23 protein-coding genes and 3 tRNA genes are annotated in these 23,814 nt (G+C 48.3%); 3 read left to right on the forward strand and 23 right to left on the reverse strand.

Annotation, left to right across the window (positions count from 1 at the left end; genetic code table 11):
• The first annotated feature begins 154 nt into the window (after positions 1 to 154).
• A complete protein-coding gene (rsmI, locus tag HQ393_RS08770; protein WP_218871105.1) occupies positions 155 to 1,015 on the forward strand; it encodes a 16S rRNA (cytidine(1402)-2'-O)-methyltransferase in 861 nt (286 codons plus the stop codon).
• Between the two features lie 71 nt (positions 1,016 to 1,086).
• Positions 1,087 to 1,170 (forward strand) — tRNA-Leu (locus tag HQ393_RS08775).
• Between the two features lie 107 nt (positions 1,171 to 1,277).
• Here HQ393_RS08775 and HQ393_RS08780 read toward each other — a convergent pair.
• Together HQ393_RS08780 and HQ393_RS08785 are read right to left on the reverse strand one after the other, a co-directional pair.
• Positions 1,278 to 2,546 carry a Y-family DNA polymerase gene (locus HQ393_RS08780; RefSeq protein WP_179354848.1) on the reverse strand — a complete coding sequence of 423 codons (1,269 nt, stop codon included), beginning with the start codon at positions 2,544 to 2,546 and terminating at the stop codon, positions 1,278 to 1,280.
• Positions 2,543 to 2,992 carry a LexA family protein gene (locus HQ393_RS08785; protein ID WP_179354849.1) on the reverse strand — a complete coding sequence of 150 codons (450 nt, stop codon included), beginning with the start codon at positions 2,990 to 2,992 and terminating at the stop codon, positions 2,543 to 2,545. Before HQ393_RS08785 ends, HQ393_RS08780 begins: the two co-directional genes overlap by 4 nt.
• Before the next feature lie 59 nt (positions 2,993 to 3,051).
• Here HQ393_RS08785 and HQ393_RS08790 point away from each other — a divergent pair, with 59 nt between their 5' ends.
• The gene (locus HQ393_RS08790; protein WP_179354850.1) at positions 3,052 to 3,708 is read left to right on the forward strand and encodes an SOS response-associated peptidase; all 657 of its coding nucleotides are present in this window, start codon (positions 3,052 to 3,054) and stop codon (positions 3,706 to 3,708) included.
• Between the two features lie 84 nt (positions 3,709 to 3,792).
• On the opposite strand, the gene HQ393_RS08795 is transcribed toward HQ393_RS08790, so the two are convergent.
• From HQ393_RS08795 to nuoE, 21 genes are all read right to left on the reverse strand, one after another.
• Positions 3,793 to 3,869: transfer RNA gene (locus HQ393_RS08795), tRNA-Pro, on the reverse strand.
• 100 nt (positions 3,870 to 3,969) lie between these two features.
• Positions 3,970 to 4,341, reverse strand: coding sequence for a MerR family transcriptional regulator (locus HQ393_RS08800; protein WP_179354851.1), 372 nt, complete (start codon positions 4,339 to 4,341; stop codon positions 3,970 to 3,972).
• Positions 4,307 to 4,624 carry an integration host factor subunit alpha gene (locus tag HQ393_RS08805; RefSeq protein WP_281361495.1) on the reverse strand — a complete coding sequence of 106 codons (318 nt, stop codon included), beginning with the start codon at positions 4,622 to 4,624 and terminating at the stop codon, positions 4,307 to 4,309. Before HQ393_RS08805 ends, HQ393_RS08800 begins: the two co-directional genes overlap by 35 nt.
• A gap of 20 nt (positions 4,625 to 4,644) precedes the next feature.
• A complete protein-coding gene (pheT, locus tag HQ393_RS08810; RefSeq protein ID WP_179354853.1) occupies positions 4,645 to 6,999 on the reverse strand; it encodes a phenylalanine--tRNA ligase subunit beta in 2,355 nt (784 codons plus the stop codon).
• 15 nt (positions 7,000 to 7,014) lie between these two features.
• On the reverse strand, positions 7,015 to 8,010 hold the full coding sequence (gene pheS / locus HQ393_RS08815) for a phenylalanine--tRNA ligase subunit alpha (protein ID WP_179354854.1): 996 nt from the start codon (positions 8,008 to 8,010) through the stop codon (positions 7,015 to 7,017).
• A 173-nt stretch (positions 8,011 to 8,183) separates the two neighbouring features.
• Positions 8,184 to 8,543, reverse strand: a complete 360-nt coding sequence (gene rplT, locus HQ393_RS08820; RefSeq protein ID WP_179354855.1) for a 50S ribosomal protein L20 — start codon at positions 8,541 to 8,543, stop codon at positions 8,184 to 8,186.
• Positions 8,544 to 8,558: 15 nt separating this feature from the next.
• On the reverse strand, positions 8,559 to 8,756 hold the full coding sequence (gene rpmI / locus HQ393_RS08825; protein ID WP_179354856.1) for a 50S ribosomal protein L35: 198 nt from the start codon (positions 8,754 to 8,756) through the stop codon (positions 8,559 to 8,561).
• 142 nt (positions 8,757 to 8,898) lie between these two features.
• Positions 8,899 to 9,426, reverse strand: coding sequence for a translation initiation factor IF-3 (infC, locus tag HQ393_RS08830; RefSeq protein WP_179354857.1), 528 nt, complete (start codon positions 9,424 to 9,426; stop codon positions 8,899 to 8,901).
• Between the two features lie 42 nt (positions 9,427 to 9,468).
• Positions 9,469 to 11,373 (reverse strand): threonine--tRNA ligase, encoded by a 1,905-nt coding sequence (gene thrS / locus HQ393_RS08835; RefSeq protein WP_179354858.1) that lies wholly within the window; start codon positions 11,371 to 11,373, stop codon positions 9,469 to 9,471.
• Positions 11,374 to 11,536: 163 nt separating this feature from the next.
• Positions 11,537 to 11,613, reverse strand: a tRNA-Val gene (locus HQ393_RS08840).
• A 73-nt stretch (positions 11,614 to 11,686) separates the two neighbouring features.
• Positions 11,687 to 11,971 carry a DUF2818 family protein gene (locus tag HQ393_RS08845; RefSeq protein WP_246307867.1) on the reverse strand — a complete coding sequence of 95 codons (285 nt, stop codon included), beginning with the start codon at positions 11,969 to 11,971 and terminating at the stop codon, positions 11,687 to 11,689.
• 28 nt (positions 11,972 to 11,999) lie between these two features.
• Positions 12,000 to 13,457 (reverse strand): NADH-quinone oxidoreductase subunit NuoN, encoded by a 1,458-nt coding sequence (nuoN, locus tag HQ393_RS08850; RefSeq protein WP_179354860.1) that lies wholly within the window; start codon positions 13,455 to 13,457, stop codon positions 12,000 to 12,002.
• Between the two features lie 28 nt (positions 13,458 to 13,485).
• The gene (locus HQ393_RS08855) at positions 13,486 to 14,991 is read right to left on the reverse strand and encodes an NADH-quinone oxidoreductase subunit M (RefSeq protein ID WP_179354861.1); all 1,506 of its coding nucleotides are present in this window, start codon (positions 14,989 to 14,991) and stop codon (positions 13,486 to 13,488) included.
• 50 nt (positions 14,992 to 15,041) lie between these two features.
• Entirely contained in the window at positions 15,042 to 17,090 is a 2,049-nt protein-coding gene (gene nuoL, locus HQ393_RS08860; RefSeq protein WP_179354862.1) for an NADH-quinone oxidoreductase subunit L, read from the reverse strand.
• 32 nt (positions 17,091 to 17,122) lie between these two features.
• Complete coding sequence (nuoK, locus tag HQ393_RS08865) at positions 17,123 to 17,428, reverse strand: NADH-quinone oxidoreductase subunit NuoK (protein WP_179354863.1); 306 nt, start codon at positions 17,426 to 17,428, stop codon at positions 17,123 to 17,125.
• Between the two features lie 11 nt (positions 17,429 to 17,439).
• On the reverse strand, positions 17,440 to 18,078 hold the full coding sequence (locus tag HQ393_RS08870) for an NADH-quinone oxidoreductase subunit J (protein WP_179354864.1): 639 nt from the start codon (positions 18,076 to 18,078) through the stop codon (positions 17,440 to 17,442).
• 12 nt (positions 18,079 to 18,090) lie between these two features.
• Positions 18,091 to 18,582: an NADH-quinone oxidoreductase subunit NuoI gene (gene nuoI / locus HQ393_RS08875; protein WP_157314108.1), complete on the reverse strand. Its 492-nt coding sequence runs from the start codon at positions 18,580 to 18,582 to the stop codon at positions 18,091 to 18,093.
• Positions 18,583 to 18,601: 19 nt separating this feature from the next.
• A complete protein-coding gene (gene nuoH / locus HQ393_RS08880; protein WP_373976715.1) occupies positions 18,602 to 19,672 on the reverse strand; it encodes an NADH-quinone oxidoreductase subunit NuoH in 1,071 nt (356 codons plus the stop codon).
• An 8-nt stretch (positions 19,673 to 19,680) separates the two neighbouring features.
• Positions 19,681 to 21,990, reverse strand: a complete 2,310-nt coding sequence (nuoG, locus tag HQ393_RS08885; protein ID WP_179354866.1) for an NADH-quinone oxidoreductase subunit NuoG — start codon at positions 21,988 to 21,990, stop codon at positions 19,681 to 19,683.
• A gap of 58 nt (positions 21,991 to 22,048) precedes the next feature.
• The gene (gene nuoF / locus HQ393_RS08890; RefSeq protein WP_179354867.1) at positions 22,049 to 23,335 is read right to left on the reverse strand and encodes an NADH-quinone oxidoreductase subunit NuoF; all 1,287 of its coding nucleotides are present in this window, start codon (positions 23,333 to 23,335) and stop codon (positions 22,049 to 22,051) included.
• Positions 23,335 to 23,808, reverse strand: coding sequence for an NADH-quinone oxidoreductase subunit NuoE (gene nuoE / locus HQ393_RS08895; protein ID WP_179358453.1), 474 nt, complete (start codon positions 23,806 to 23,808; stop codon positions 23,335 to 23,337). The genes nuoF and nuoE overlap by 1 nt, the downstream gene beginning before the upstream one ends.
• Positions 23,809 to 23,814: the final 6 nt, after the last annotated feature.

The following is a 23,814-nucleotide window of genomic DNA, read 5'->3' on the forward strand; positions in this document are numbered from 1 at the left end:
GGGTGTACGGCAAAAATGCCTGGTCAAAATTCAACGCGCACAGCTGGTCAATATTCAGTGCGCCTCAACAGACTGCTCGCAAAATCGCCCCCTAACTGCTACACTGCCCCCTTCAACCAACCAAGTTCAAAAGCAGATAAACTGCTGTTTATTAATGAATAATTCAAATCAGATAGTCAAGTCTGCATTATATGTGGTTGCCACGCCAATCGGTAATCTCGGTGATATTACCGCCCGCGCATTGGCCGTTTTAAGCCAAGCGGATGTCATTGCAGCAGAAGACACCCGGGTTACAGGCCAATTACTTAAGCAATTTGGCATCAATACCCCCATGATTTCAGTGCGCGAGCATAACGAGCACAGCATGGCCGACAAAATCATCGCTCGCTTAGCCGCAGGTGACACCGTTGCTCAAGTTTCTGATGCCGGCACACCCGCAGTTTCCGACCCTGGCGCAGTGCTAGCCGCAGCAGTTCATGCGGCAGGTTTCCAAGTTATCCCGATTCCTGGCGCTTCAGCTTTAACCAGTGCTTTATCTGCGAGCGGATTTACGTGCGCACATAGTTTGTTTTATGGTTTTTTACCGCCCAAAAGCAAGCAACGTCGCGATGAATTAGCCAAAGTGGCCGAACTTCCCTATTTAACGGTCTTTTATGAAGCCCCACATCGTATTGCCGATTGCGTAGCCGATATGGCTGCAGTGTTTGGCCCTGAGCGTGAAGCGGTACTCGCGCGCGAGTTGACCAAAACATTTGAAACCATCCGCCGAGCGCCACTCGGGCAATTGGCCGAGTGGATTGCCAATGACAGCAATCAGCAACGTGGTGAAGCGGTCATTGTAGTGAACGCGGCAGCGCCCGCCGAAAAAGCAGAAAGCAGTAGCTACGACGCTCTTTTGACACCACTCATTGCCGAATTACCGCTCAAACAAGCCGTTGCTTTGGCGCAAGCGATCTCGGGCGCACCGCGCAATGCGCTTTACGAACGCGCTTTAGAATTAAAAAAGGCCGAATAAGCAGAAATATTTTCGAAAAGGCTTGCCAAAACAGTTAACCTCCTCTATTATTCGCCTCCTACACAGAGCTTGCCCAGGTGGCGAAATGGTAGACGCAGGGGACTCAAAATCCCCCGCCGCAAGGTGTGTCGGTTCGAGTCCGACCCTGGGCACCAACAAGCTTCTGTTACTACTGAAACCCGCACAGATTTATTCTTGCGGGTTTTTTGTTGCCTGCCGTTCTAGCAACGCACACCCGCAAGCAAAACCGAGCTTCAAGCATTCAAGCTTTAATCACCGGAATCTCATCCCACCGCGTTGTCCAATGTGGCGAAACATGGTTTTGTCGCATCTTCCAGCGCTGCTCAAGCCCGGCACTCGCCACACCAATACTGCCACGCCCCCAACGCTGATTAATTTTATCCATCGTCGCATTGAGCTCGGCGCGTTTCAGCGGGTCCGCAGACTGCAAAAACAAATCTCCCTGAATCGCGGTCTCTGACTGAAGCCCACAGAGCATCACCCCCGCCTTGGCATATGCAAAACCCGGCCTATAGATCCGCGCCAAAATCCACAACGCGGCGCGAGTAAGCTTGATTGTGTCGCTACTCGCCTGCAACAGCGGCACCATGACATGCTGACTATATTGCGGCTCTTTCGGCCGAAACGGATTAGTGCGGATATAGACACTCAGGCTCGACGCCACCGAATGCTGCCGCCGCAATTTTTCGGCGGCCCGCGCGACATAAGTACTCACCGCTTCACCAAGCTCTTGCTCTGCATAAATAGGCTGGCCAAATGAGCGTGAACACAAAATTTGCTGCTTATCCGCCGCAAGCCCCTCTAATTCCGAACACACTACGCCACCCAATTCCGTCCACGTTCGCTGCACCGTCACCCCATACCGCTGCCGGATCGACTCTGACTGGCAGGCCAGCAAATCAGCAACCGTATGTATACCTTCCAAAGCCATTCTCGATGAGATCTTTCGGCCTATACCCCAAACATCTCCAACTTCAAATCCCTGCAGCACCTCAGCTTGCGCCTGCACACTCAATTGCGTCCAATCACAAACCCCACCCCACTCAGGGTTTTTCTTGGCCAGATGATTCGCCAACTTGGCCAGCGTTTTCGTCGGCGCAATCCCCACACAGACCGGCAGACCCGTCCATTGCTGCACCGTTTTTTTGATGCCACGCCCTACGCATTCATAACTCTCTGCCCCCGCCATCAATTCAAGAAAGCATTCATCAATTGAATACACTTCTTGCTGCGGACTAAAACGAGCCAAAATTTGCATCACGCGATTGCTCATATCCGCATACAGCGCATAATTGCTGCTATACGCTTGCACACCCTGCTCCTGCGCCCAGGCTCGCAACGCATGCCACGGCGCGCCCATCTTGATACCGAGCGCCTTAGCCTCCGCCGAACGCGAGATAATACAGCCGTCATTATTCGACAACACCACCACGGGCTGACCATTCAGGCGAGGCTCAAAGACCCGCTGGCAGCTCACATAGAAGTTATTCACATCAACCAGAGCAATCATTGTGGACGTGCAATCCACGCCGTTACCACACCCCAAATGAGCAGCTCCTGCTCATCACCCAGCACCAGAGGTGGATAGGCTGGATTTTCAGCCATTAGCGCCAAACGGCCATGACGTTGATACAGCCGCTTCACCGTGAAGTCGCCATCAATCACCGCGACAACAATATCTCCATGCACCGCCTCACGCGCTCGATCAACAATCAGCGTCGCACCATCTGGAATCGAACGACCTGATACAGGGCCTATCATGCTATCGCCCGAAACCGTAAAGTAAAACGTCGCCTCTGGGTGCGGCACATAGCGCTGATTCAAATCGACGCGATCCTCGGCCCAATCCGATGCTGGCGAAGGAAAACCCGCAGGCACTGCAACGTCGACAAACGGCAGATAACACAGGACGGGATTCTGGTGCGCCGCAAACGGGCCATGCAAAAAACTACTCATCGCAGTATCCTTATCTAACTTCAATCAGGATATTATAGAACGTTCGTTCTCTTTTTGCGATGTGTGTTAACTATCTAACAGTCCCCAAGCGCACGCTGATAACTCATTTTGATGCGTCAGCGCCAGATGAAGACTGGCGTGAAGAAGTATGGCAAGACTACGCCGCGCCGATTTTGATCGCAGGCGATCTTGCACGCCAGACCATTGTCGCCAATTACGGTTTTCTACCCCAACGCAAACTCCCCACCGGCACACGCTATAGCACCATGAACGCCCGCGCAGAGACGATAGGCCAGCTCAAAAGTTACCGCTCAGCATGGCACGCTACTCAATTCTGCCTCATCCCTATGCAGGGTTTTTTCGAGCCGTGTTACGAAAGTGGCAAAGCAGAGCGACAGCTCATCCAGCTGGCAAGCGGAGAACCATTTGCAGTCGCCGGCATCTGGCGCGAATGGCAGGAGGAAAATGGCAAGATTAGCCACTCCTTCACCCAAATCACCATCAACGCTGATCAGCATCCACTCATGAAGCGAATGCACAAAGCAAACGAAGAGAAGCGCAGCTTGGTCTTAATTGAAGAACGAGATTACGACGCGTGGCTGGACTGCCAAAAACCGGAGCTTGCGAGAACATTGCTGCGCCATACGGCGATCGAGCAACTTCAGGCGATCGCAACGCCAAAAGCCTCAGTACGCAAGCAAGATAGTTTGTTTTGAAGTATTTGTTTGGTAATAAGTAGAATTACTGCTGCAGAAATGAACAAGGCCTTGCAATCTAACGATTACAAGGCCTTGAAGTTTTGGTCGGAATAGCGGGATTCGAACTCGCGACCCCTTGCACCCCATGCAAGTGCGCTACCAGGCTGCGCCATATTCCGAGAGAGATGCATATTAGCAGAGCTAGACTCTTAGCTCAAGGGAACAACATACAATATTTATCGCTATGCGACCCCTTGCACCCCATGCAGGTACGGAATTTTAGTCTTCCAACCAAGCCAGTAAGTCTTCGAGCTCATGACGAACTTCGGTCAGCGTAACCTCACCGGAATCCATCATATGCCCCATATCAGCCAGATGAGTACCAAGCTGATTACGAGCACCACTAATGGTAAAACCTTGCTCATAGAGCAGCGAGCGAATCCGTCGCACCAGCAACACCTCATGATGCTGATAGTAGCGGCGATTGCCACGACGCTTAACGGGCTTTAACTGCGTAAACTCTTGTTCCCAATAGCGCAGAACATGAGGTTTGACACCGCACAAATCGCTGACTTCACCAATGGTGAAGTAGCGTTTTGCGGGAATCGGCGGTAAATCATTGGTTGGAATAACGCTGCTGGAGTTTTGCATAGTGAACTTCAACCATACCTTTTAGTTTTTGGCTGGCGTGGAATGTCACCACGCGACGGGCAGAAATTGGAATCTCTTCACCAGTTTTTGGGTTACGGCCTGGGCGTTGCGGTTTATCGCGCAATTGGAAATTACCAAAGCCCGACAATTTCACCGTATCACCCTCAGCCAGAGCCGCACGGATTTCATCAAAAAACGCTTCGACCATGTCTTTGGCTTCGCGTTTATTCAAACCCACTTTATCAAACAACATATCAGCCAGATCGGCTTTAGTTAAAGTCAAAGTACTTGCTTCGTACTGCATTATGTTCTCAAGATCGCGCCGCATGTTTCTGCCTTCTTAATCAATGCTGCTACTGCAGCATCAACTTCTTCATCTGTTAAAGTTTTGTGAGTATCTTGCAATAACACTTTGAATGCAAGGCTCTTTTTACCTTCCGGCAAACCTTTTCCGCGGTAAACATCGAATACCTCAATGTTTGCCACGATACTTTGTTTTGCACTTGCAAAAGCGCTTTGCAGCTGCGCAACAGTCACGGACTCATCCATCAGCAATGCCAAATCACGGCGCACAGCTTGGAATTTTGAAACCGCGCCTGCGGTTAATTTTTCAACCTGAGTCAACGCAGCCACATCCAATTCAAACACCACCGGCGCATTCAGCAGACTGTATTTTTGTACCCATTGCGGATGCAACTCGCCCAAGACACCGATAACATTGCCATCGAGCACCACTTCAGCCGAACGACCAGGATGCAAAGCGGGATGATGAGCGCGGCGATACTCTGCGACACGCGGAGCGAGCAAAGCTTCGACATCAGCTTTGACATCAAAGAAGTCAACGCGCTCTTTGCCTGCGCCCCACTGCTCAGCCACACGACCACCCCATGCAAGGGCGGCGATTTTCTCAGGTTGCTGCTCAGCATTCAAGCCATTGAACACGCGCGCCACTTCAAACAGACGCACGCGATCCTGTTTGCGGTTTTGATTGTGCTGCAAAGCGGAAATCAAGCCACCCAGCAGCGTTGAGCGCATGACACTCATTTGACTGGCGATGGGGTTAATCAGCTTGATTGGCGCATCGTTATTGGCAAAATCAGTTTCCCATTGCGCCTCAACAAAGGCATAGGAAATCGCCTCTTGATAGTCGCGACCAGCGATGATCTGCTTCAGTACATTTTTGCTACGCAAATGGCCAGGCTGCGGCAACATTGCGCTGCGTGCATTGCTTGGCTGCACCGGAATATTGTCGTAACCGAACACGCGAGCGACTTCTTCAATCAGATCTTCTTCGATCTCGATATCGAAGCGATACGACGGTGGCGTTACCGTGATCACATCACCCGCCAATTCGCTCTGCAAGCCCAAGCCTTGCAGCAGCGCGACGATATCCGCAGCAGGCAAAGTAATACCCAACACCTTGGCTACGCGAGACACACGCAAAGCCACCGACTGACGAGCCGGCAATTCAGCCAATGCTTCGGTAACTGGCCCGGCCTGACCACCACAAATCTCAATAATTAAAGCGGTTGCGCGTTCAAGCGCTTCACGCACATAGCCAAAATCAACCCCACGCTCAAAGCGATGGCTAGAATCCGATGAGAAGCCAAAGCGACGGCCTTTACCCGCAATCACATTCGGCGCAAAGAAAGCCGACTCAAGGAAAATATCTGTGCAACCCGCTTCAACACTCGACTCAGCGCCGCCCATAATGCCCGCCAAGGCAACTGGCTTCACATCATCGGCAATTACCAACAAATCATCAGTCAGCTCAAGCTCTTTCTCATTGAGCAATTTGATTTTTTCGCCAGGCGTCGCAAAACGAACATTGATATCGCCCTGCAATTTCGCCAAATCAAACGCGTGCATTGGCTGCCCTAACTCGAGCAACACGTAGTTGGTCACATCGACAATTGCAGAAATCGAGCGTACACCACAACGCTCTAGACGCTGTTTCATCCAATCAGGGGTATTGGCCGCTTGATTAACACCAATAATGGCTCTACCCGCATACCGTGGGCAGGCATCACCAGCATTTAGCTTAACTGCGCGTGCTTGGCTAGCAGTAACAGCCACAGCTGGCGTTTCAACCGCGCAAAGTTCGGCCTTAGTCAGCGCAGCCACTTCACGTGCCAAGCCACGAATTGACAAGCAATCACAACGATTTGGCGTGAGCTTCAAAGTCATCAAACGATCATCAAGATCAAGATACTCACGAATCGGCATACCCACAGGCGCATCAGCCGGCAAAATCAGCAAGCCGGAAGATTCTTCCGCCAAACCGATTTCTTGTTCGGCACACAACATGCCCATCGATTCAACGCCACGAACTTTGGCTTTTTTGATTTTAAAGTCGCCCGGCAACACTGCGCCAACGCGCGCGCAGGGCACTTTAATCCCAACCGCGACATTGGCAGCACCACACACGATTTGCAATGGCTCTGCTTCGCCAACATTGACGCTACATACATTCAGACGATCTGCATCGGGGTGCTTAGTCACACTCAGCACTTCAGCGACATATACTTCAGTAAATTCAGGCGCCGCAGGATCGTTCTCTTCCACCTCAAGGCCGGCCATCGTCAACAGATGAGCCAACTCGTCAGAATTGATCGCGGGATTTACCCAGCTGCGCAACCACTGTTCAGAAAATTTCATAATTACCGGCTCGGCTTATTTGAATTGAGACAAGAAAGACAGGTCATTCTCGAAGAACTGACGCAAATCGTTCACGCCGTAATACAACATCGCGAAACGATCCAGACCAATACCAAACGCAAAGCCGGTGTATTTCTCAGCATCGATGTTCACGTTTTTCAACACATTCGGATGCACCATGCCGCAACCGCCGACTTCCATCCAGCCTTTCGACCACTTCACATCAATCTCAGCCGAAGGCTCAGTGAATGGGAAGAACGATGGGCGGAAGCGCACTTCCAGATCGTCACGCTCAAAAAAGCGACGCAAGAAATCAACGATCACCGATTTTAGATCGGCAAACGACACATCCTGATCAACCCACAAACCTTCCATTTGGTGGAACATCGGTGAGTGTGTGGCATCAGAATCAACGCGATACACGCGACCCGGCGCCACGATCTTGATGGGCGGCTCGTTATTGAGCATATAACGCACCTGAATCGGTGACGTGTGCGTGCGCAACACCAATGGCTCGCCAGCGTTTTCAACATAGAATGTATCCTGCATTGCACGAGCAGGATGGTTTTTTGGAATATTCAGCGCTTCAAAGTTATGGAAATCATTTTCGATTTCTGGGCCATCGGCCACTGCAAAACCCATGCTGGCAAACAAAGTTTCGATACGTTGTTGTACCAGCGTAACGGGATGCAAGCCGCCTTTGTTAGTACCGCGGCCTGGCAAACTGATATCGAGGGCTTCTGCAGCAAGCTGCGCGGCTAATTTTTGAGCAGCAATGGCATCACGCTTTGCATTCAAAGCTGCTTCAAAGGCCTGCTTAGCTTGATTGACCGTTGCGCCGAAAGATTTTTTTTCTTCAGGTGGCAAAGCAGCCAATTGCTTCATCAGTTGAGTGATTTCGCCCTGTTTGCCAACATAAAGGGCTTTGACATTTTCTAGCTCTACCGGATCATTGGTCGCATCTAATGCGGCCAAACCGGCTTCCAGTAACGTTTGCACGTTCGCAACCATGGTTTTGCGCCCGATCTAAATAAATGTGGAAGGAAATTGTTTAAGCAAACCAACTAAAACACACCCGTAGCGGGTATTTCAGTTGTGTTGACGAAACAATCTTGCAGCGTACAAAGCAAAAAATAGTGAATAAAAAAGGGAGGCTAAGCCTCCCTTCTCATCAGCAGAACCGATTAGGCAGCGAGACTAGCTTTAGCTTGTTCAACAAAAGCAGCAAATGCTGGTTTGTCGAATACGGCCAAGTCAGCCAACACTTTACGGTCAACCACGATGCCAGCCTTTTTCAGGCCGTTCATGAAGCGGCTGTACGCCAAGCCACACTCACGAGATGCTGCGTTGATACGAGCGATCCAGAGTTGACGGAATTGACGTTTTTTCTGACGACGGTCACGGTACGCGTATTGACCGGCTTTCATCACCGCTTGTTTAGCGATGCGATAGACGTTCTTACGACGACCACGATAGCCTTTAGCCAGAGCTAAAACTTTCTTATGACGAGCACGAGCGGTTACACCACGTTTAACGCGAGGCATGGTTCTTCTCCTTGGTTATGCGTAGGGCAACATTGCACGTACGGAATTCATATTGGTCGCATCGACCATAGAAGTGCCGCGCAATTGACGCTTAGTTTTAGTCGTTTTCTTGGTCAAGATGTGACGCTTGAACGCGTGACCGCGCTTAACACCACCACCGCCAAGTACTTTGAAGCGCTTTTTAGCGCTGCTCTTGGTTTTCATCTTTGGCATTGCATTGCTCCGATGAGCTATTAGATCAGGCGACAGGCGTCTTAATGAAATCATCAAGAACTTAGTACCCGCCACCCCGCTTTTGTTACGACTGTTGACGTCATCGTGAGATCACGCCTTAACAGACACAGTCGCCAGTCTGTTATTTTTTCTTCGGTGCCAACATCATGACCATCTGACGACCTTCGAGTCTTGGATATTGCTCGACGGTTGCTAACTCGGCCAAATCTGCTTCTACACGTTTAAGCTGTGCCATACCAATTTCTTGGTGGGCCATTTCACGACCACGGAAACGCAAAGTGAATTTGCATTTGTCGCCATCATTCAGAAAACGAATCGCACCACGCAATTTAACTTGGTAATCGTTTTCGTCTGTGCCCGGACGCAGCTTAATTTCTTTAACCTGTACCTGCTTTTGCTTGAGCTTGGCAGCGTGCTTTTTCTTGGCTTCTTCGTAGCGGAATTTGCCGAAATCCATCAGTCGACAAACTGGTGGCTGTGCATTTGGCGCGATCTCAACCAGATCAACGTCTGCATCTTCAGCCATTTGAAGAGCTTGATTTAGCGAAACAATACCGAGTTGTTCGCCATCCACACCTTGTAAACGGATTTCGCGCGCGGTGATCTCACCATTGATCCGCGGGCCTTTATCTTGAGCAGCTATTGTCATTACTCCAAGTCATTCAAAAACAAAACCGTGCATCTGCAAGCGTTAAACTTGAGGCATCTCAGACTGAATCAAAGCACAAAGCGCCTCGACTGTCATTTGCCCCAAATCTTCACCGCTGCGATTTCGCACGGCCACCAAGCCAGCATCGCGTTCTTTATCACCAATAATCAGCTGATAAGGCAAACGCTGCAAGCTATGTTCGCGGATTTTATAGGTTATTTTCTCATTTCTCAAGTCTGCAATGGCACGAAGTCCACTTTGATTGAGACGAGCGGTCACATTTTGCGCATATTCACGCTGTGATTCGGAAATATTCATTACCACCAACTGCACTGGAGCCAACCAAACGGGGAACGCACCAGCAAAGTTTTCGATCAAAATACCGATAAAACGCTCAAGCGAACCCAAGACAGCGCGATGTAACATGATTGGACGGTGTTTAGCGTTATCTTCACCAACATATTCCGCACCTAAACGCTCGGGCAAGTTTGGATCAATTTGCAAAGTACCACACTGCCACAGGCGACCTAAACAATCTTTCAGGGTAAATTCGATTTTAGGGCCGTAAAAGGCACCTTCACCAGGCAGGTACTCAAACTCCAAACCCTGAGACTGCAATGCAGCGGCTAATGCCGCCTCGGCCTTGTCCCAGCTCTCTTCTGTGCCTACGCGTTTTTCTGGACGAGTAGAGAGCTTCACGAGAATCTCACTAAACCCAAAATCTGCATAAACTTCTTTGAGCAAATCAATGAATGCGGCAGCCTCTTGCTGAACTTGATCTTCGGTACAGAAGATGTGCGCATCGTCTTGCACAAAGCCGCGTACACGCATGATGCCATGCAGCGAGCCCGATGGCTCGTTACGGTGGCAAGAACCAAACTCTGCGTAGCGCAAGGGCAAATCACGGTAAGAACGCAAGCCTTGGTTAAAGACTTGAATATGCCCCGGGCAATTCATTGGTTTTACGGCGTAATCGCGTTTCTCAGACTCAGTGGTGAACATATTGTCATGGTAATTTTCCCAGTGACCCGACTTTTCCCACAAAGTACGATCCATCACCATAGGGGTACGAATTTCATCGTAGCCATGCTGATTAAGCTTGCGACGCATATATTGCTCAATCGTTTGCCACAGCGTCCAACCCTTCGGGTGCCAAAACACCATACCAGGCGCTTCATCCTGCATATGGAATAAATCGAGTTGCTTACCAATTTTACGGTGATCGCGTTTTTCGGCCTCTTCGAGCATATGCAAATACTGAGCCAAATCTTCCTTTTTAGCCCATGCAGTACCGTAAATGCGCGTTAGCATTTCATTTTTGCTATCGCCACGCCAATAGGCACCTGCAACCTTCATTAACTTGAATACTTTTAACTTACCAGTTGATGGTACGTGTGGGCCACGACACAGGTCGGTGAATTCACCTTCGCGGTAGAGGCTTAGGGTTTGATCCGCAGGAATTGATTCAATAATTTCGGCTTTATAAATTTCGCCGATACTTTTGAAGTAGGCAACGGCCTCATCGCGAGACAGCTCATAACGTTCAACCGGAATATCTTGCTTGGCCAGTTCCTGCATTTTCTTTTCAATCAGCACCAAATCTTCCGGTGTGAATGGGCGCTCATACGAGAAGTCATAGTAAAAACCATTCTCGATGGCTGGGCCAATGGTAACTTGTGCGGTCGGAAACAATTGTTTGACCGCGTAGGCCAGTAAATGGGCGGTTGAGTGCCGAATCACTTCAAGGCCATCGGCATCTTTTTCAGTAATAATCGCCAGATTTACATCACGATCAATCACGTAGCTCGTATCTACTAATTGACCATCAACTTTACCTGCCAGAGCTGCGCGTGCTAAACCTGCGCCGATACTTGCAGCGACATCAGCAATCGTGACCGCAGCTTCAAATTGACGTTGCGAACCATCAGGAAGAGTAACTACTGGCATTATTTTCGCCTTTACAAGTATCGGCTACGCCGATTTGATCATTTAACAAAACAAAAAAAAAGTGCGGGCTTAGCCGCACTTTTAAAAATTTGACTGTGAACGGCTTAAACCAATAAAGCAAAGGTCGTAGTGCTCGTTCGTTGCATGTCAAATTCCTCTGTATTGGTAGGCACGATTGGACTCGAACCAACGACCCCCACCATGTCAAGGTGGTGCTCTAACCAGCTGAGCTACGTGCCTAAAGAAGCGCAATCATAAACGGCTTACACCGCTTTGGCAAGATTTTCACTGCGCAATGCCGTTAATCACAGGATTAAAGGCCAGGTTTACGCCAAAAGAAACGCCAAACAAAACCAGGCCAGGCCAATACCAAGAACAAAGCCAAAGCACTCGCGTAAAACTGCCAGTTTTGTTCATGGACAGGGCTAAAGCGTGACTCAAGAAAGCGCGCAAAACCACCAACTAAAACGAATAAGAACATCATCTCCAAAAGGCGCCAAAAGAAGTTTTTAGTGCCAGATTGAGGTGCACGAAAGAAAAAAATCTTTTCAGAAAAAAAAGGTACATTGGCGGCAACCGCAGCCAATGTACCGATCAAAAGCAGATTTTGCATGCAGTTAATCTTATTAGAAAGCAGCTGGAATAGAGCGCTGAACAGCTTCAGTCAGCACAGACATCAAGCTGTTTGGCATTAAACCAAGCACGAGCAATAGCAAGCAATTGATAGAAAGAACTACTTTCATATCAATACACGCACTCAAGGGCGCATCTGTTTCTGCGTCATCAAAGTACATTACCTTCACAATACGCAAGTAATAGAAAGCGCCAATTAATGAGAAGATAACCGCAAATACAGCCAACCAAACCATTTGCATATTGACGATTTCTTTCAAGATCGACAACTTAGCAAAGAAGCCCAAAAACACTGGAATACCAGCCATCGAGAACATGGTAAACAGCATCATCAATGCAAACCATGGGCTACGCTGATTCAACCCTTTCAGATCACTAATCTGGTCTGCTTCAAAACCCTCACGAGATAAGAGCATTAAGACACCAAAACCTGCCGCGCCCATTAACACATAGCTGATCACATAGAAGAATGAAGCGGCATAACCGTTCGGTGTTGCAACCAACAAACCAAGCAATACAAAACCCATATGGGAAATGGTTGAATAACCAAACATACGCTTGATATTGGTTTGCGCAATTGCAGTTAAATTGCCCAAGCCGATAGACAAGACAGCCAAGATCATCAACATGCCACGCCAGTCAGGTGCAAAACCCTCTAAAGCTTGCGCCAATACACGCAGAGTAAATACGAATACGGCTACTTTAGGCGCAGTTGAAATCAACTGAGACATTGGTGTTGGTGCACCTTGGTAAACGTCTGGCACCCACATATGGAATGGCACAGCACCAAACTTAAAGCCAAGACCGGTAACTACAAATACCAAACCAAACACAACCAATAAATTATTAGCTGTACCCGCTTGAATCGCATGAGCAATGGTAAAGACATCCAATGAACCCGTTGCACCGTATAGCATTGACATACCGTACAGCAACATACCAGACGCCAAAGCACCAAGCACAAAGTACTTCATCGCCGCTTCAGTCGATGCAAAAGATTCACGATTTAGTGCAACCATGGCATAGATAGACAACGACATCAATTCCAGACCGACATACAAAGTCAGGAAATTAATTGCAGATGCCATCACCATCATCCCTAATAGGGAAAACAGCGCCAAGGTAAACAGCTCACCGCGAAATAAACCGCGAGCTTTCGCATATGAGCGGCCATAAATGAGAACTAATGCTACACCCAAGATCATGCCCAATTTTGCATAATCAGAAAGTGCATCGGCCAGAAATGAATTGCTAAAACCCAGGCGTGCTTGCGGTTCGTGGCCACTAACGACCAAGGCGGCAGTCACACCCAATGTGAGCAAAGTTAATACATAGGTGACGCTGCGTTTTGCATCACTGATAAATAAATCAATCAGCAGGATGGCACATACCGCACAGAGCAAAAAGATCTCTGGCGTTGCCACCCATGGATTAAGACTGGTCCAGGTCATGGTTCTAGCCTACTGTTATAGTCGATTATTAGTGGAGCTTGGATTGTGAAACATGCCAGATCAGATCGTTCACCGACTGGTGCATCACATCAGTAAATGGTTTGGGGAACAAACCCATACCCAATACTGCAATGGCTAAAATCGCCAAAACCAAGAATTCGCGTGCATTCACATCTTTCAGCTCCGCCACATTGTCGTTAGCAACATCGCCGAAAATGACACGTTTATACATCCACAAGGTATATGCCGCACCGAAGATCAGAGTTGTTGCTGCAGCAACGGCGTACCAGAAATTAACCTGTACGGCGCCCAGCACAACCATAAACTCGCCAGCAAAACCTGATGTTGCAGGCAAACCAGAGTTAGCCATGGCAAACAGCATCATGAATGCAGCAAAAATTGGCATCTTGTTCGCAACACCACCGTAATCGGCAATCTTACGACTATGGACACGGTCATACATCACACCGATACAGAAGAACATTGCAGCGGAAACAAAACCATGCGAAATCATCTGTACCAGGGCACCTTCAACCGCCCAAGCATTCAATTGATTACCGCCAACACCGCCAAACATAAAGAAGCCGAGTGATACGAAGCCCATATGGGAAATTGATGAGTAAGCCACCAATTTCTTCATATCAGTTTGCACCAAGGCAACCATACCGATGTATACGACTGCAACTAGTGATAAAGCAACGAATACCCAGGCATACTCCCGTGAGGCATCTGGTGCAATTGGCAATGCAAATCGCAGAAAACCGTATGCACCGAGCTTCAAAGTAATCGCAGCAAGCACCATCGAACCGCCTGTAGGCGCTTCAACGTGTGCATCAGGCAACCATGTATGCACTGGCCACATAGGCACTTTCACCGCAAACGCGAAGAAGAAAGCAACCAGCAACATAGTTTGCGCAGCCATGCCCAGTGGCAGACGATGATATTCTGCAATCTCGAAGCTACCACCAGACTGGTAGTAGAGATAAATGAAGGCAACCAATGTCAGCAATGAACCCATCAAGGTGTACAAGAAGAACTTCACCGATGCGTACACACGACGAGGACCACCCCAAATACCAATAATCAGGTACATCGGGATCAACATGGCTTCAAAGAATACGTAGAACAAAATCGCATCTAGAGCTACGAAAGCGCCATTAATCAAGCCAGACATAATCAAGAATGCAGCCATGTATTGCGCTACACGCTTTTCAATGACTTGCCAGCCAGCCAATACCACCATCAAAGTAGTAAAACTATTCAAAATCACAAAGAACATCGACAAACCGTCAACGCCCAAGTGATAGTTAATATTTAAGCTCTGAATCCAAGGTTTCAGCTCTTCAAACTGCATACCGCCATGGAATGTATCGAAACCGGTATACAGTGGAATCGTTACGAGGAAAGAGGCCAAAGCGCCAATGAGCGCCAGCCAGCGCGCAGCAGGAGCATTTTTATCGCTTCCTGTTGCGAGCACGATCAAGCCTGCCAAAATTGGCATCCAGATCGCAAGGCTGAGGAGATTACCCGTCATAGTTAACCTACTTATTAATTATTAAATCTGGCAATCAGTGAACCCACTGATTACTGCACTTGCAGTAAACCACCCAACCAAATCGTCAGCAGCAACAATGCGCCGAGGATCATGGCAAAAGCGTAGTGATAGATATAGCCGCTTTGAATACGACGAGTCAGATTAGAGAACAATCCAACCAATTTAGCCGTACCGTTCACAACTAAACCATCAATCAGCAGGGTATCACCCACTTTCCACAACACAGTACCCAATGCACGTCCACCAGCGGCAAACACATTGATGTACAAGTGATCCATATAGTATTTCTCTTCGAGCAATTTCTTGATACCAATTGAGGTAAAGAATCGATCAAGAGCTGCAGGAATTGCAGGTTTAACCATGTAGAACACATAAGCAGTCACAACACCGCCTAAAGCCAACCAGAACGGCAGAGTGCTTAAGCTATGCAATGCCATGCCAACAGCGCCATGGAATTCTTCTTTCATTACTTCCATTGCTGGATGCAATTCATGATTTACAAAAATCACGCCTTCAAAGAAGTTACCGTAGAGCATAGGCTCGATAGCAAAATAGCCAATCAATACCGATGGGATTGCCAGCAACACCAAAGGTAAAGTCACAACCCAAGGGCTTTCATGCGGCTTGTCATTTGGACCGAGGCCATGATGATGTTCATCTTCATCATGCGAATGATCGTCATGAGCGTGATCATGTCCATGCCCTTTTTGCATCCACTGCTCTTTACCGTGGAATACCAAGAAGTACATACGGAATGAATAGAACGCTGTTACAAATACACCTGCAACAACTGCAAAGTATGCAAAACCAGCACCTGGCAAGTGTGACGCATGTACCGCTTCAATAATTGAATCTTTCGAGTAAAAACCTGAAAGGAACGGTGTACCAATCAAAGCCAAAGAACCAAGTAACGACGTAATCCATGTGATAGGCATGTATTTACGCAAGCCACCCATATTACGGATGTCTTGGTCGTGATGCATACCCATGATCACTGAGCCGGCACCAAGGAACAACAATGCTTTAAAGAAAGCGTGCGTCATCAAGTGGAACACCGCAACTGAGTAAGCCGAAGCGCCCAAAGCAACAGTCATATAACCGAGCTGAGACAATGTTGAGTAGGCCACCACGCGTTTAATATCGTTTTGGATAATACCCAAGAAGCCCATAAACAGCGCAGTAATAGCACCAATCACCAAGACGAAATTCAACGCCGTTTCAGACATTTCGAACAAAGGTGACATGCGAGATACCATAAAGATACCTGCAGTAACCATCGTCGCCGCGTGAATCAGAGCGGAAATCGGCGTAGGACCTTCCATCGAATCTGGCAGCCACACGTGCAATGGGAACTGTGCCGATTTACCCATCGCGCCAATGAACAGCAAGATGCACGTCACAGTCATCAAAGACCAAGTAGCGCCTGGGAACAGAGTCACCGTCGCATCTTTCAACTCAGGGGCTTTAGCAAATACTTCGGCATAATCAAGCGAGCCAAAATGCGCCAACACCAAACCAATCCCGAGCAGAAAACCAAAGTCACCTACACGATTAACCAAGAAGGCTTTCAAATTGGCAAATGTTGCGGTTGGACGCTTAAACCAGAAGCCAATCAAGAGGTATGACACCAAGCCCACTGCTTCCCAGCCGAAGAACAGCTGAACAAAGTTGTTGCTCATAACAAGCATCAACATTGAGAAGGTAAACAAGGAAATATAGCTAAAGAAACGTTGATAGCCTGGATCTTCATGCATATAGCCGATGGTGTATAAGTGCACCATCAACGATACAAATGTCACCACACACATCATCATGGCAGTCAAATTGTCGACCAAGAAGCCGACATTTAGATCAACGCCATTGACGGTGAGCCAGGTATAAACCGTGCCATTGAAAGATTCGCCACCATTGAGCAAATAATTCAGTACGTAAGCTGATAAGCCAAATGCAGTGGCAACACCCGCAATTGTTACGCAGTGTGCTGCGCGGCGACCGATTAGCCAGCCAAACAGGCCAGCAATCAGCGCACCGGCAAGCGGCGCAAGCGGGATCAGCAGATAAATCGATTTCATGTCCATTGGTATTATTGTCCGATTTAATGTTGTCCGGTTTAACCCTTCAGACTATCCAGATCTTCGACGTTGATCGACCGAATATTACGGAACAGAACAACCAAGATCGCCAAGCCGATTGCTGATTCAGCTGCGGCCACGGTAAGGATAAAGAAGACGAAAATCTGACCCGCGGTATCGCCTAAAAACTGCGAAAACGCGATGAAATTCATATTCACCGATAGAAGCATCAACTCGATTGCCATTAGCAATACGATCAGATTCTTTCGGTTCATGAAAATGCCAAATACACTGACAGCAAACATAATTGCGCCAAGTACGAGGTAATGTGTAAGCGTAAGCACCATCGTCTCCCTTATGCCGCAGGCTTGTTGTCATCGGCTGATGTTTCATCAGCTACGAATTTAGGTTCAGATTGCATTTTTACCATGCGCACACGATCTTCACGCTTAACACGGATTTGATGACCCGGATTAATGTATTTGGTGTTTTTACGCTTACGCAAAGTCAAGGCAATCGCTGCAACCATACCCACCAATAGCAGCACCGCTGACAATTGGAATGGCAAGAAATACTGGGTGTAAATCAATTTACCCAATACTTCAGCAGATGCTGTATTAAATGAAGGCTCAACTACATTGCCAATTTTTGCATAGCGATGAGTCAAAATCATCACCATTTCGGCCAGCATAATTGCTGCGACCGTACCGGCAACAGGCAAAAACTTCCAAAAGCTTTTGCGCAAAGCTTCGAAATTGATATCCAACATCATGACCACAAACAGGAACAGCACCATCACTGCCCCGACATAAATCACAATCAGAGACACCGCCAAGAATTCGGCCTTCATCAGCATCCAAAGAACGGCGCTATTAAAGAACGAAAGCACTAAGTACAGCACTGCATGTACTGGATTTTTCGCTGTAATCACGCGGAATGCAGCAAAGACCAATACGGCAGCAAAGACATAAAAAATCGCTAAACTCATATCCATAGCTCTGAATCCTTAGCGGTATTTAGCATCAGCAGCTTTACGTTCAGCGATTTCTTTTTCGTATTTATCACCAACTGCCAATAGCATTGGCTTGGTGTAATACAAATCGCCACGTTTTTCACCGTGATATTCATAAATATGTGTTTCAACAATGGCATCAACTGGACAGGCTTCTTCGCAGAAACCACAGAAAATACACTTTGTCAGGTCGATATCATAGCGGCTAGTACGACGAGTTTTGTCGTCTTCACGCGCTTCTGATTCGATCGTAATTGCCATTGCCGGGCAAACTGCTTCACACAATTTACAAGCAATACAACGCTCTTCACCATTGGCGTAACGACGCTGCGCATGCAAACCACGGAAACGTGGGCTGTAAGGCGTTTTTTCGTCCGGAAACTGCACGGTGATCTTGCGCTGGAAAAAGTGACGGCCAGTTAATTTAAGGCCGAGCACCAACTCCCATAGCAAGAAGGTCTTAAAGAAATACGAAATTTTTTCCACGGTCTCTGTCCTTTTCTTCTTACCAGATCGACCAAGGGGTCTGCATCCAAGCACCGACCACGATAATCCACACCAAGGTCACTGGGATGAAGATTTTCCAGCCCAGACGCATCAGTTGGTCGTAGCGATAACGTGGGAAAGTAGCGCGGAACCACAAGAAGCAGAACAGCAAGAAAGCTACTTTCAATACCCACCACAGTGGGCTTGCAGCGCCGAGTACCGGGATAGACGCAGGGAACGGAGACAACCAACCGCCCAAGAACATCACCGATGCCATTGCCGAAATCAAGATCATATTGGCGTATTCAGCCAAGAAGAACAGCGCGAAACTCATACCTGAGTATTCAACCATGTGACCAGCAACGATCTCAGACTCACCTTCGGTTACGTCAAATGGTGCGCGATTAGTCTCGGCAACACCTGCGATGAAGTACACAACGAATAGTGGCAACAGTGGAATCAAGTTCCAAGACAGGATCGAGCCGCCCATCATGCCAGACGCTTGCTGCTCAACGATTTTCGTTAGGTTCAAGCTGCCCGACACCATGATCACACCAACGAGCGCAAAGCCCATGGCCAACTCGTACGAAATCACCTGAGCCGCAGCACGCATACCACCCAAGAACGCGTATTTCGAGTTAGACGCCCAACCGGCCAAGATCACACCGTAAACGCCCATTGATGTAATGGCCATTACGTAGAGCAAACCTACGTTAACATCAGCCAATACATACCCAGGGTAAAACGGTACAACTGCCCATGCAGCTAGCGCAGGGACCAATACCATCACTGGCGCCAAGAAGAACAATTTCTTATCGGCTGCGCTTGGTGCAATGATCTCTTTAAGCAACAGCTTCACGCCGTCAGCGATTGGCTGCAGCAAACCAAACGGACCGACCCGGTTAGGGCCGATACGAATCTGCATATAACCAATTACTTTACGCTCGGCCAAAGTCAGGTAAGCGACTGCCCCCATAATCGGCGCAACGATCAAAACGATCTTCAGCAAAGTCCAAACCAGGAATGCCACTTGATGTGCAGTTTCTGCGCTCAAGTACCCAGCGAGGATGTTTTGTAGAAATTCCATTATCTACCCCCTTATCCTTTGAGTACTTCAACAGCACCCACCATCTCGCCCAAATCACGAGTTAGCGAATGAGAAGTTGCAACACGCACGACGTCGTCAGGCAAGCCAGCGTCAAGCTTCACTGTCAGCTCAGCACTGCCCTGCCCTTGTTTAACGAAAGCTTTGCCGCCATCAACAAGGCCAAGCTTAGCGATGGTTGCAGCATTGAGGCGAACTGTAGTTGCCAAAGCTGCATCAGCAGTTGCTTGCAAGCTTGGAGCACGACGAACGATTGCATCGCCTTGGTAAACAGGCACTTCACCCAAACGTACCAGACCTTGTGCTGACTTGGCAGAAACCGCAACAGATGAAGTCAAAGTATTGTTCAAGCGAGCAGCGGTATCGCCAGCTAGTGCTTCATCGCGGATTTCTTCGGACGAGTTGTAGTCAAAGCCGTTAAAGCCCAAGACATTACCCAACACGCGGAAGACCTTCCAAGCCGGACGTGTTTCACCCAATGGGCGAACTACGCCGTTAAAGCTTTGTGCTTTACCTTCCATATTCACAAACGTACCTGACGTTTCAGTGAATGGAGAGATTGGCAGCAAGACATCAGCGTAATCCATCGCACAGCTTTGGAACGCAGACATCACAACAACCATTTCAGCTTGTTTTGCTGCAGCCAATGCTTGTGCACCGTTGTGCACATCGTATTCAGGCTCAACACCAACAAATACATAAGCTTTTTTAGCCGAAGCAAAAACGTTACCACCAACATCAGCGCCGATCAGTTCTGCACCTACGCTATTGGCGGCAACCGCAGGAACACCCAACTTAGCGCCAGTTAAGGCAGACAATGCAGCAGCAGCAGCGTAGATTTCAGCGTAACGCGCCGATGTTTGAGCGATATTGCCTAGCAAGACAGCCGCTTTTACTTTGCCTTCAAAGCTATTTGCAATTGCGCGTGCAGCGTCGCTAACGACTACGTTAGACAAATCGATACCAGCAGGCGCAGCAACTGATTTGAGCTCAACCACCGCTTTAACAACTTGCAACAAGCCTTCAACCAATTGATCTGGGCGAACAATGACTTCGCCAGCCAACTTAGTCAGCAGGTCATCAGCATGCGCATTCACCAGTGACAAGGCCATGCCTTTTTTCACTGCTTGACGCAGACGCTGTGCCAGCAAAGGCTGTTCTTTACGAACCGTTGAACCAACGATCAGAACTGCCTCGTTTTGCGACAACTCTTCCAGTGATTGGCCAAGCCATTTAGCACCTTGGGTTTTCACCGAGAAGTCAGCATTGCGCGCAAAGGCTTGAACTGCTTCAACACCTAAACCAGCCATCAGCTTGCGCAACGTGAACAATTCTTCAACGGTACTGTTAGCAGAAGCAACTGCAGCAACACTGTCTTTACCGTGCTCGGCAACGACTTGTTTCAAGCCATTAGCAACGTATTCAAGCGCAGTTTGCCAATCAGCTTGTTGCCAAACGCCACCTTGCTTAATCATTGGCTTGGTCAGACGTTCTTGGCTGTTCAAAGCTTCGTATGAGTAACGATCGCGGTCAGACAACCAGCATTCGTTAATCGCTTCGTTTTCCAGCGGCAACACACGCATTACTTTGTTGTTCTTCACTTGAACGACCAAGTTAGAACCCAAGCCATCGTGCGCACCGACTGATTTACGGCGAGATAATTCCCAAGTACGCGCGGTGTAGCGGAATGGCTTGCTGGTTAAAGCGCCAACCGGACACAAATCAATCACGTTGCCAGAGATTTCAGAATTAACCGTTTTGCCAATGAATGGCATCACTTCGGTAAATTCACCGCGGTTAGCCATACCGAGCTCTTGGAAACCTGCGATTTCTTCAGTAAAGCGAACGCAGCGGCTGCAATGAATGCAGCGCGTCATATCCGTTGAAATCAATGGACCAAGATCTTTATTGGCAACAACGCGTTTTTCTTCGGCATAGTCCGAGCCCGATTGGCCATAACCTACAGCCAAATCTTGCAACTGACACTCACCACCTTGATCGCAAATTGGGCAATCAAGTGGGTGGTTGATCAGCAGAAACTCCATAACCCCTTTCTGAGCGGTGACCGCTTGATCAGAATGGGTAAATACTTTCATACCATCCGTTACAGGTGTGGCACAGGCCGGTAAAGGCTTAGGTGCTTTTTCAACCTGAACAAGGCACATACGGCAGTTTGCGGCAATTGAGAGTTTTTTGTGATAGCAAAAATGAGGGATATGCACACCAATTGAATTGGCTGCGTCCATCACAGTGCTACCACCAGGGACTGTCAATTTTTTACCGTCGATTTCGATTTCCAGCATGCTCGACTCGATTCAAAGGCAATAATTCAAAAGAAAACTCGACTAATACAGCGCGAAATTACAGACCTTTCGCTTTTTGTGCTTTATTGATCAAATCTTCGAATTCATGGCGGAAGTGTTTCAACATTCCACGCACAGGGAACACAGCAGCATCACCCAAGGCACAAATTGTGCGACCAGCGATATTGTCACCAACGCGTGACAGCAAATCGAGGTCTTCTGGGCGGCCTTCGCCTTTTGCGATGCGGTGCACTACACGATACAACCAGCCTGTTCCTTCACGACATGGAGTACATTGACCGCATGATTCTTCGTGATAGAAATACGACAAACGCTCCAAAGCGCTCACCATACAAACTGTTTCATCCATCACAATTACCGCACCAGAGCCCAACATCGAGCCGGCTTTAGCAATTGAGTCATAATCCATAGTGCATTGCATCATCACATCGGCAGGCAAAACTGGGGCAGATGAACCACCAGGAATAACTGCTTTGAGTTTCTTGCCGTCACGCATACCGCCACACATCTCTAGCAATTCTGAGAATGGCGTGCCCAATGGAATTTCGTAGTTACCTGGACGATTAACGTGACCAGAAACCGAGAACAACTTAGTACCGCCATTGTTTGGCTTACCCAGTTCAAGGAATTTCTGACCGCCTTCACGAATAATGTATGGCACTGATGCAAAAGTTTCAGTGTTGTTAATCGTGGTTGGCTTGCCATATAAACCGTAAGACGCAGGAAAGGGAGGCTTAAAGCGTGGTTGGCCTTTTTTGCCTTCCAGTGATTCAAGCAAAGCCGTTTCTTCACCGCAGATATAAGCACCATAACCATGGTGACCATGCAATTGGAAACAGAAATCCGAGCCTAAAATATTGTCGCCCAAGAAACCTGCTGCACGGGCTTCTTCCAGTGCTTCTTCAAAGCGTTGATATGCCTCAAAGACTTCACCGTGGATATAGTTGTAACCTACGGTAATACCCATGGCGTATCCGCCAATAATCATGCCTTCAATCAAAGCATGTGGGTTGTAGACCATAATATCGAGGTCTTTAAAAGTACCTGGCTCACCTTCATCCGTGTTGCAGACTAGGTATTTTTGCCCCGGAAAACTACGGGGCATAAATGACCATTTCAAGCCTGTCGGGAAGCCCGCACCACCACGGCCACGCAAGCCTGATGTTTTCATATCAGCAATGATGTCATCCTGTGTGATTTTGTCATTGATGATTTTTTTTAGTGCGGCATAGCCACCGCGCTTGACGTACTCTTCTAAGCGCCAGCAGTTTGGATCTTCAAAATTGACGTTCTCAAACACAACGCCTTTTACATAGACGGTCATTATTCAAGCTCCGCCAGTTTTTTGTCGATGGCTTCAGGTGTCATGTGATTACACATGCTGTGATTATTGACCAGCATTACTGGCGCATAACCACAGGCCCCCATGCACTCACCTTCTTTCAAAGTGAACTTGCCATCAGCCGTCGTTTCATTAAAATCAATACCCAGCTTTTGCTTCAGGTAATTCGCCGTCGTGTAACCGCCCGATAAAGCACAGGGCAAATTGGTACACACAGTCAGCTTATGTTTACCGACTGGCTTCATATCGTACATGTTGTAGAACGTTGCCACTTCGTACGCCATCATTGGGGCGATACCAAGGTAATTAGCAATGAACTCAATCATATCGTTTGTCAGATAGCGTTTTTCTACTTGAGCAATACGCAAGGCGCCCATGACCGCAGAACGAGCTTGATCAGCGGGGTATTTGGCCACCTCACGATCAATCTGCGCCAAAGACTCGGCAGAGAGAATATTGTT

It is taken from the genome of Chitinibacter bivalviorum (assembly GCF_013403565.1).
GTDB lineage: Bacteria > Pseudomonadota > Gammaproteobacteria > Burkholderiales > Chitinibacteraceae > Chitinibacter > Chitinibacter bivalviorum.

What these genes read in the sequence shown, in the direction of transcription:
- rsmI (WP_218871105.1), top strand. Translation starts at nt 155, where the DNA reads ATGAATAATTCAAATCAGATAGTCAAGTCTGCATTATATGTGGTTGCC.
- HQ393_RS08780 (WP_179354848.1), bottom strand. Translation starts at nt 2,546, where the DNA reads ATGATTGCTCTGGTTGATGTGAATAACTTCTATGTGAGCTGCCAGCGG.
- HQ393_RS08785 (WP_179354849.1), bottom strand. Translation starts at nt 2,992, where the DNA reads ATGAGTAGTTTTTTGCATGGCCCGTTTGCGGCGCACCAGAATCCCGTC.
- HQ393_RS08790 (WP_179354850.1), top strand. Translation starts at nt 3,052, where the DNA reads ATGTGTGTTAACTATCTAACAGTCCCCAAGCGCACGCTGATAACTCAT.
- HQ393_RS08800 (WP_179354851.1), bottom strand. Translation starts at nt 4,341, where the DNA reads ATGCAAAACTCCAGCAGCGTTATTCCAACCAATGATTTACCGCCGATT.
- pheT (WP_179354853.1), bottom strand. Translation starts at nt 6,999, where the DNA reads ATGAAATTTTCTGAACAGTGGTTGCGCAGCTGGGTAAATCCCGCGATC.
- pheS (WP_179354854.1), bottom strand. Translation starts at nt 8,010, where the DNA reads ATGGTTGCGAACGTGCAAACGTTACTGGAAGCCGGTTTGGCCGCATTA.
- rplT (WP_179354855.1), bottom strand. Translation starts at nt 8,543, where the DNA reads ATGCCTCGCGTTAAACGTGGTGTAACCGCTCGTGCTCGTCATAAGAAA.
- rpmI (WP_179354856.1), bottom strand. Translation starts at nt 8,756, where the DNA reads ATGCCAAAGATGAAAACCAAGAGCAGCGCTAAAAAGCGCTTCAAAGTA.
- infC (WP_179354857.1), bottom strand. Translation starts at nt 9,426, where the DNA reads ATGACAATAGCTGCTCAAGATAAAGGCCCGCGGATCAATGGTGAGATC.
- thrS (WP_179354858.1), bottom strand. Translation starts at nt 11,373, where the DNA reads ATGCCAGTAGTTACTCTTCCTGATGGTTCGCAACGTCAATTTGAAGCT.
- nuoN (WP_179354860.1), bottom strand. Translation starts at nt 13,457, where the DNA reads ATGACCTGGACCAGTCTTAATCCATGGGTGGCAACGCCAGAGATCTTT.
- HQ393_RS08855 (WP_179354861.1), bottom strand. Translation starts at nt 14,991, where the DNA reads ATGACGGGTAATCTCCTCAGCCTTGCGATCTGGATGCCAATTTTGGCA.
- nuoL (WP_179354862.1), bottom strand. Translation starts at nt 17,090, where the DNA reads ATGGACATGAAATCGATTTATCTGCTGATCCCGCTTGCGCCGCTTGCC.
- HQ393_RS08870 (WP_179354864.1), bottom strand. Translation starts at nt 18,078, where the DNA reads ATGGATATGAGTTTAGCGATTTTTTATGTCTTTGCTGCCGTATTGGTC.
- nuoG (WP_179354866.1), bottom strand. Translation starts at nt 21,990, where the DNA reads ATGCTGGAAATCGAAATCGACGGTAAAAAATTGACAGTCCCTGGTGGT.
- nuoF (WP_179354867.1), bottom strand. Translation starts at nt 23,335, where the DNA reads ATGACCGTCTATGTAAAAGGCGTTGTGTTTGAGAACGTCAATTTTGAA.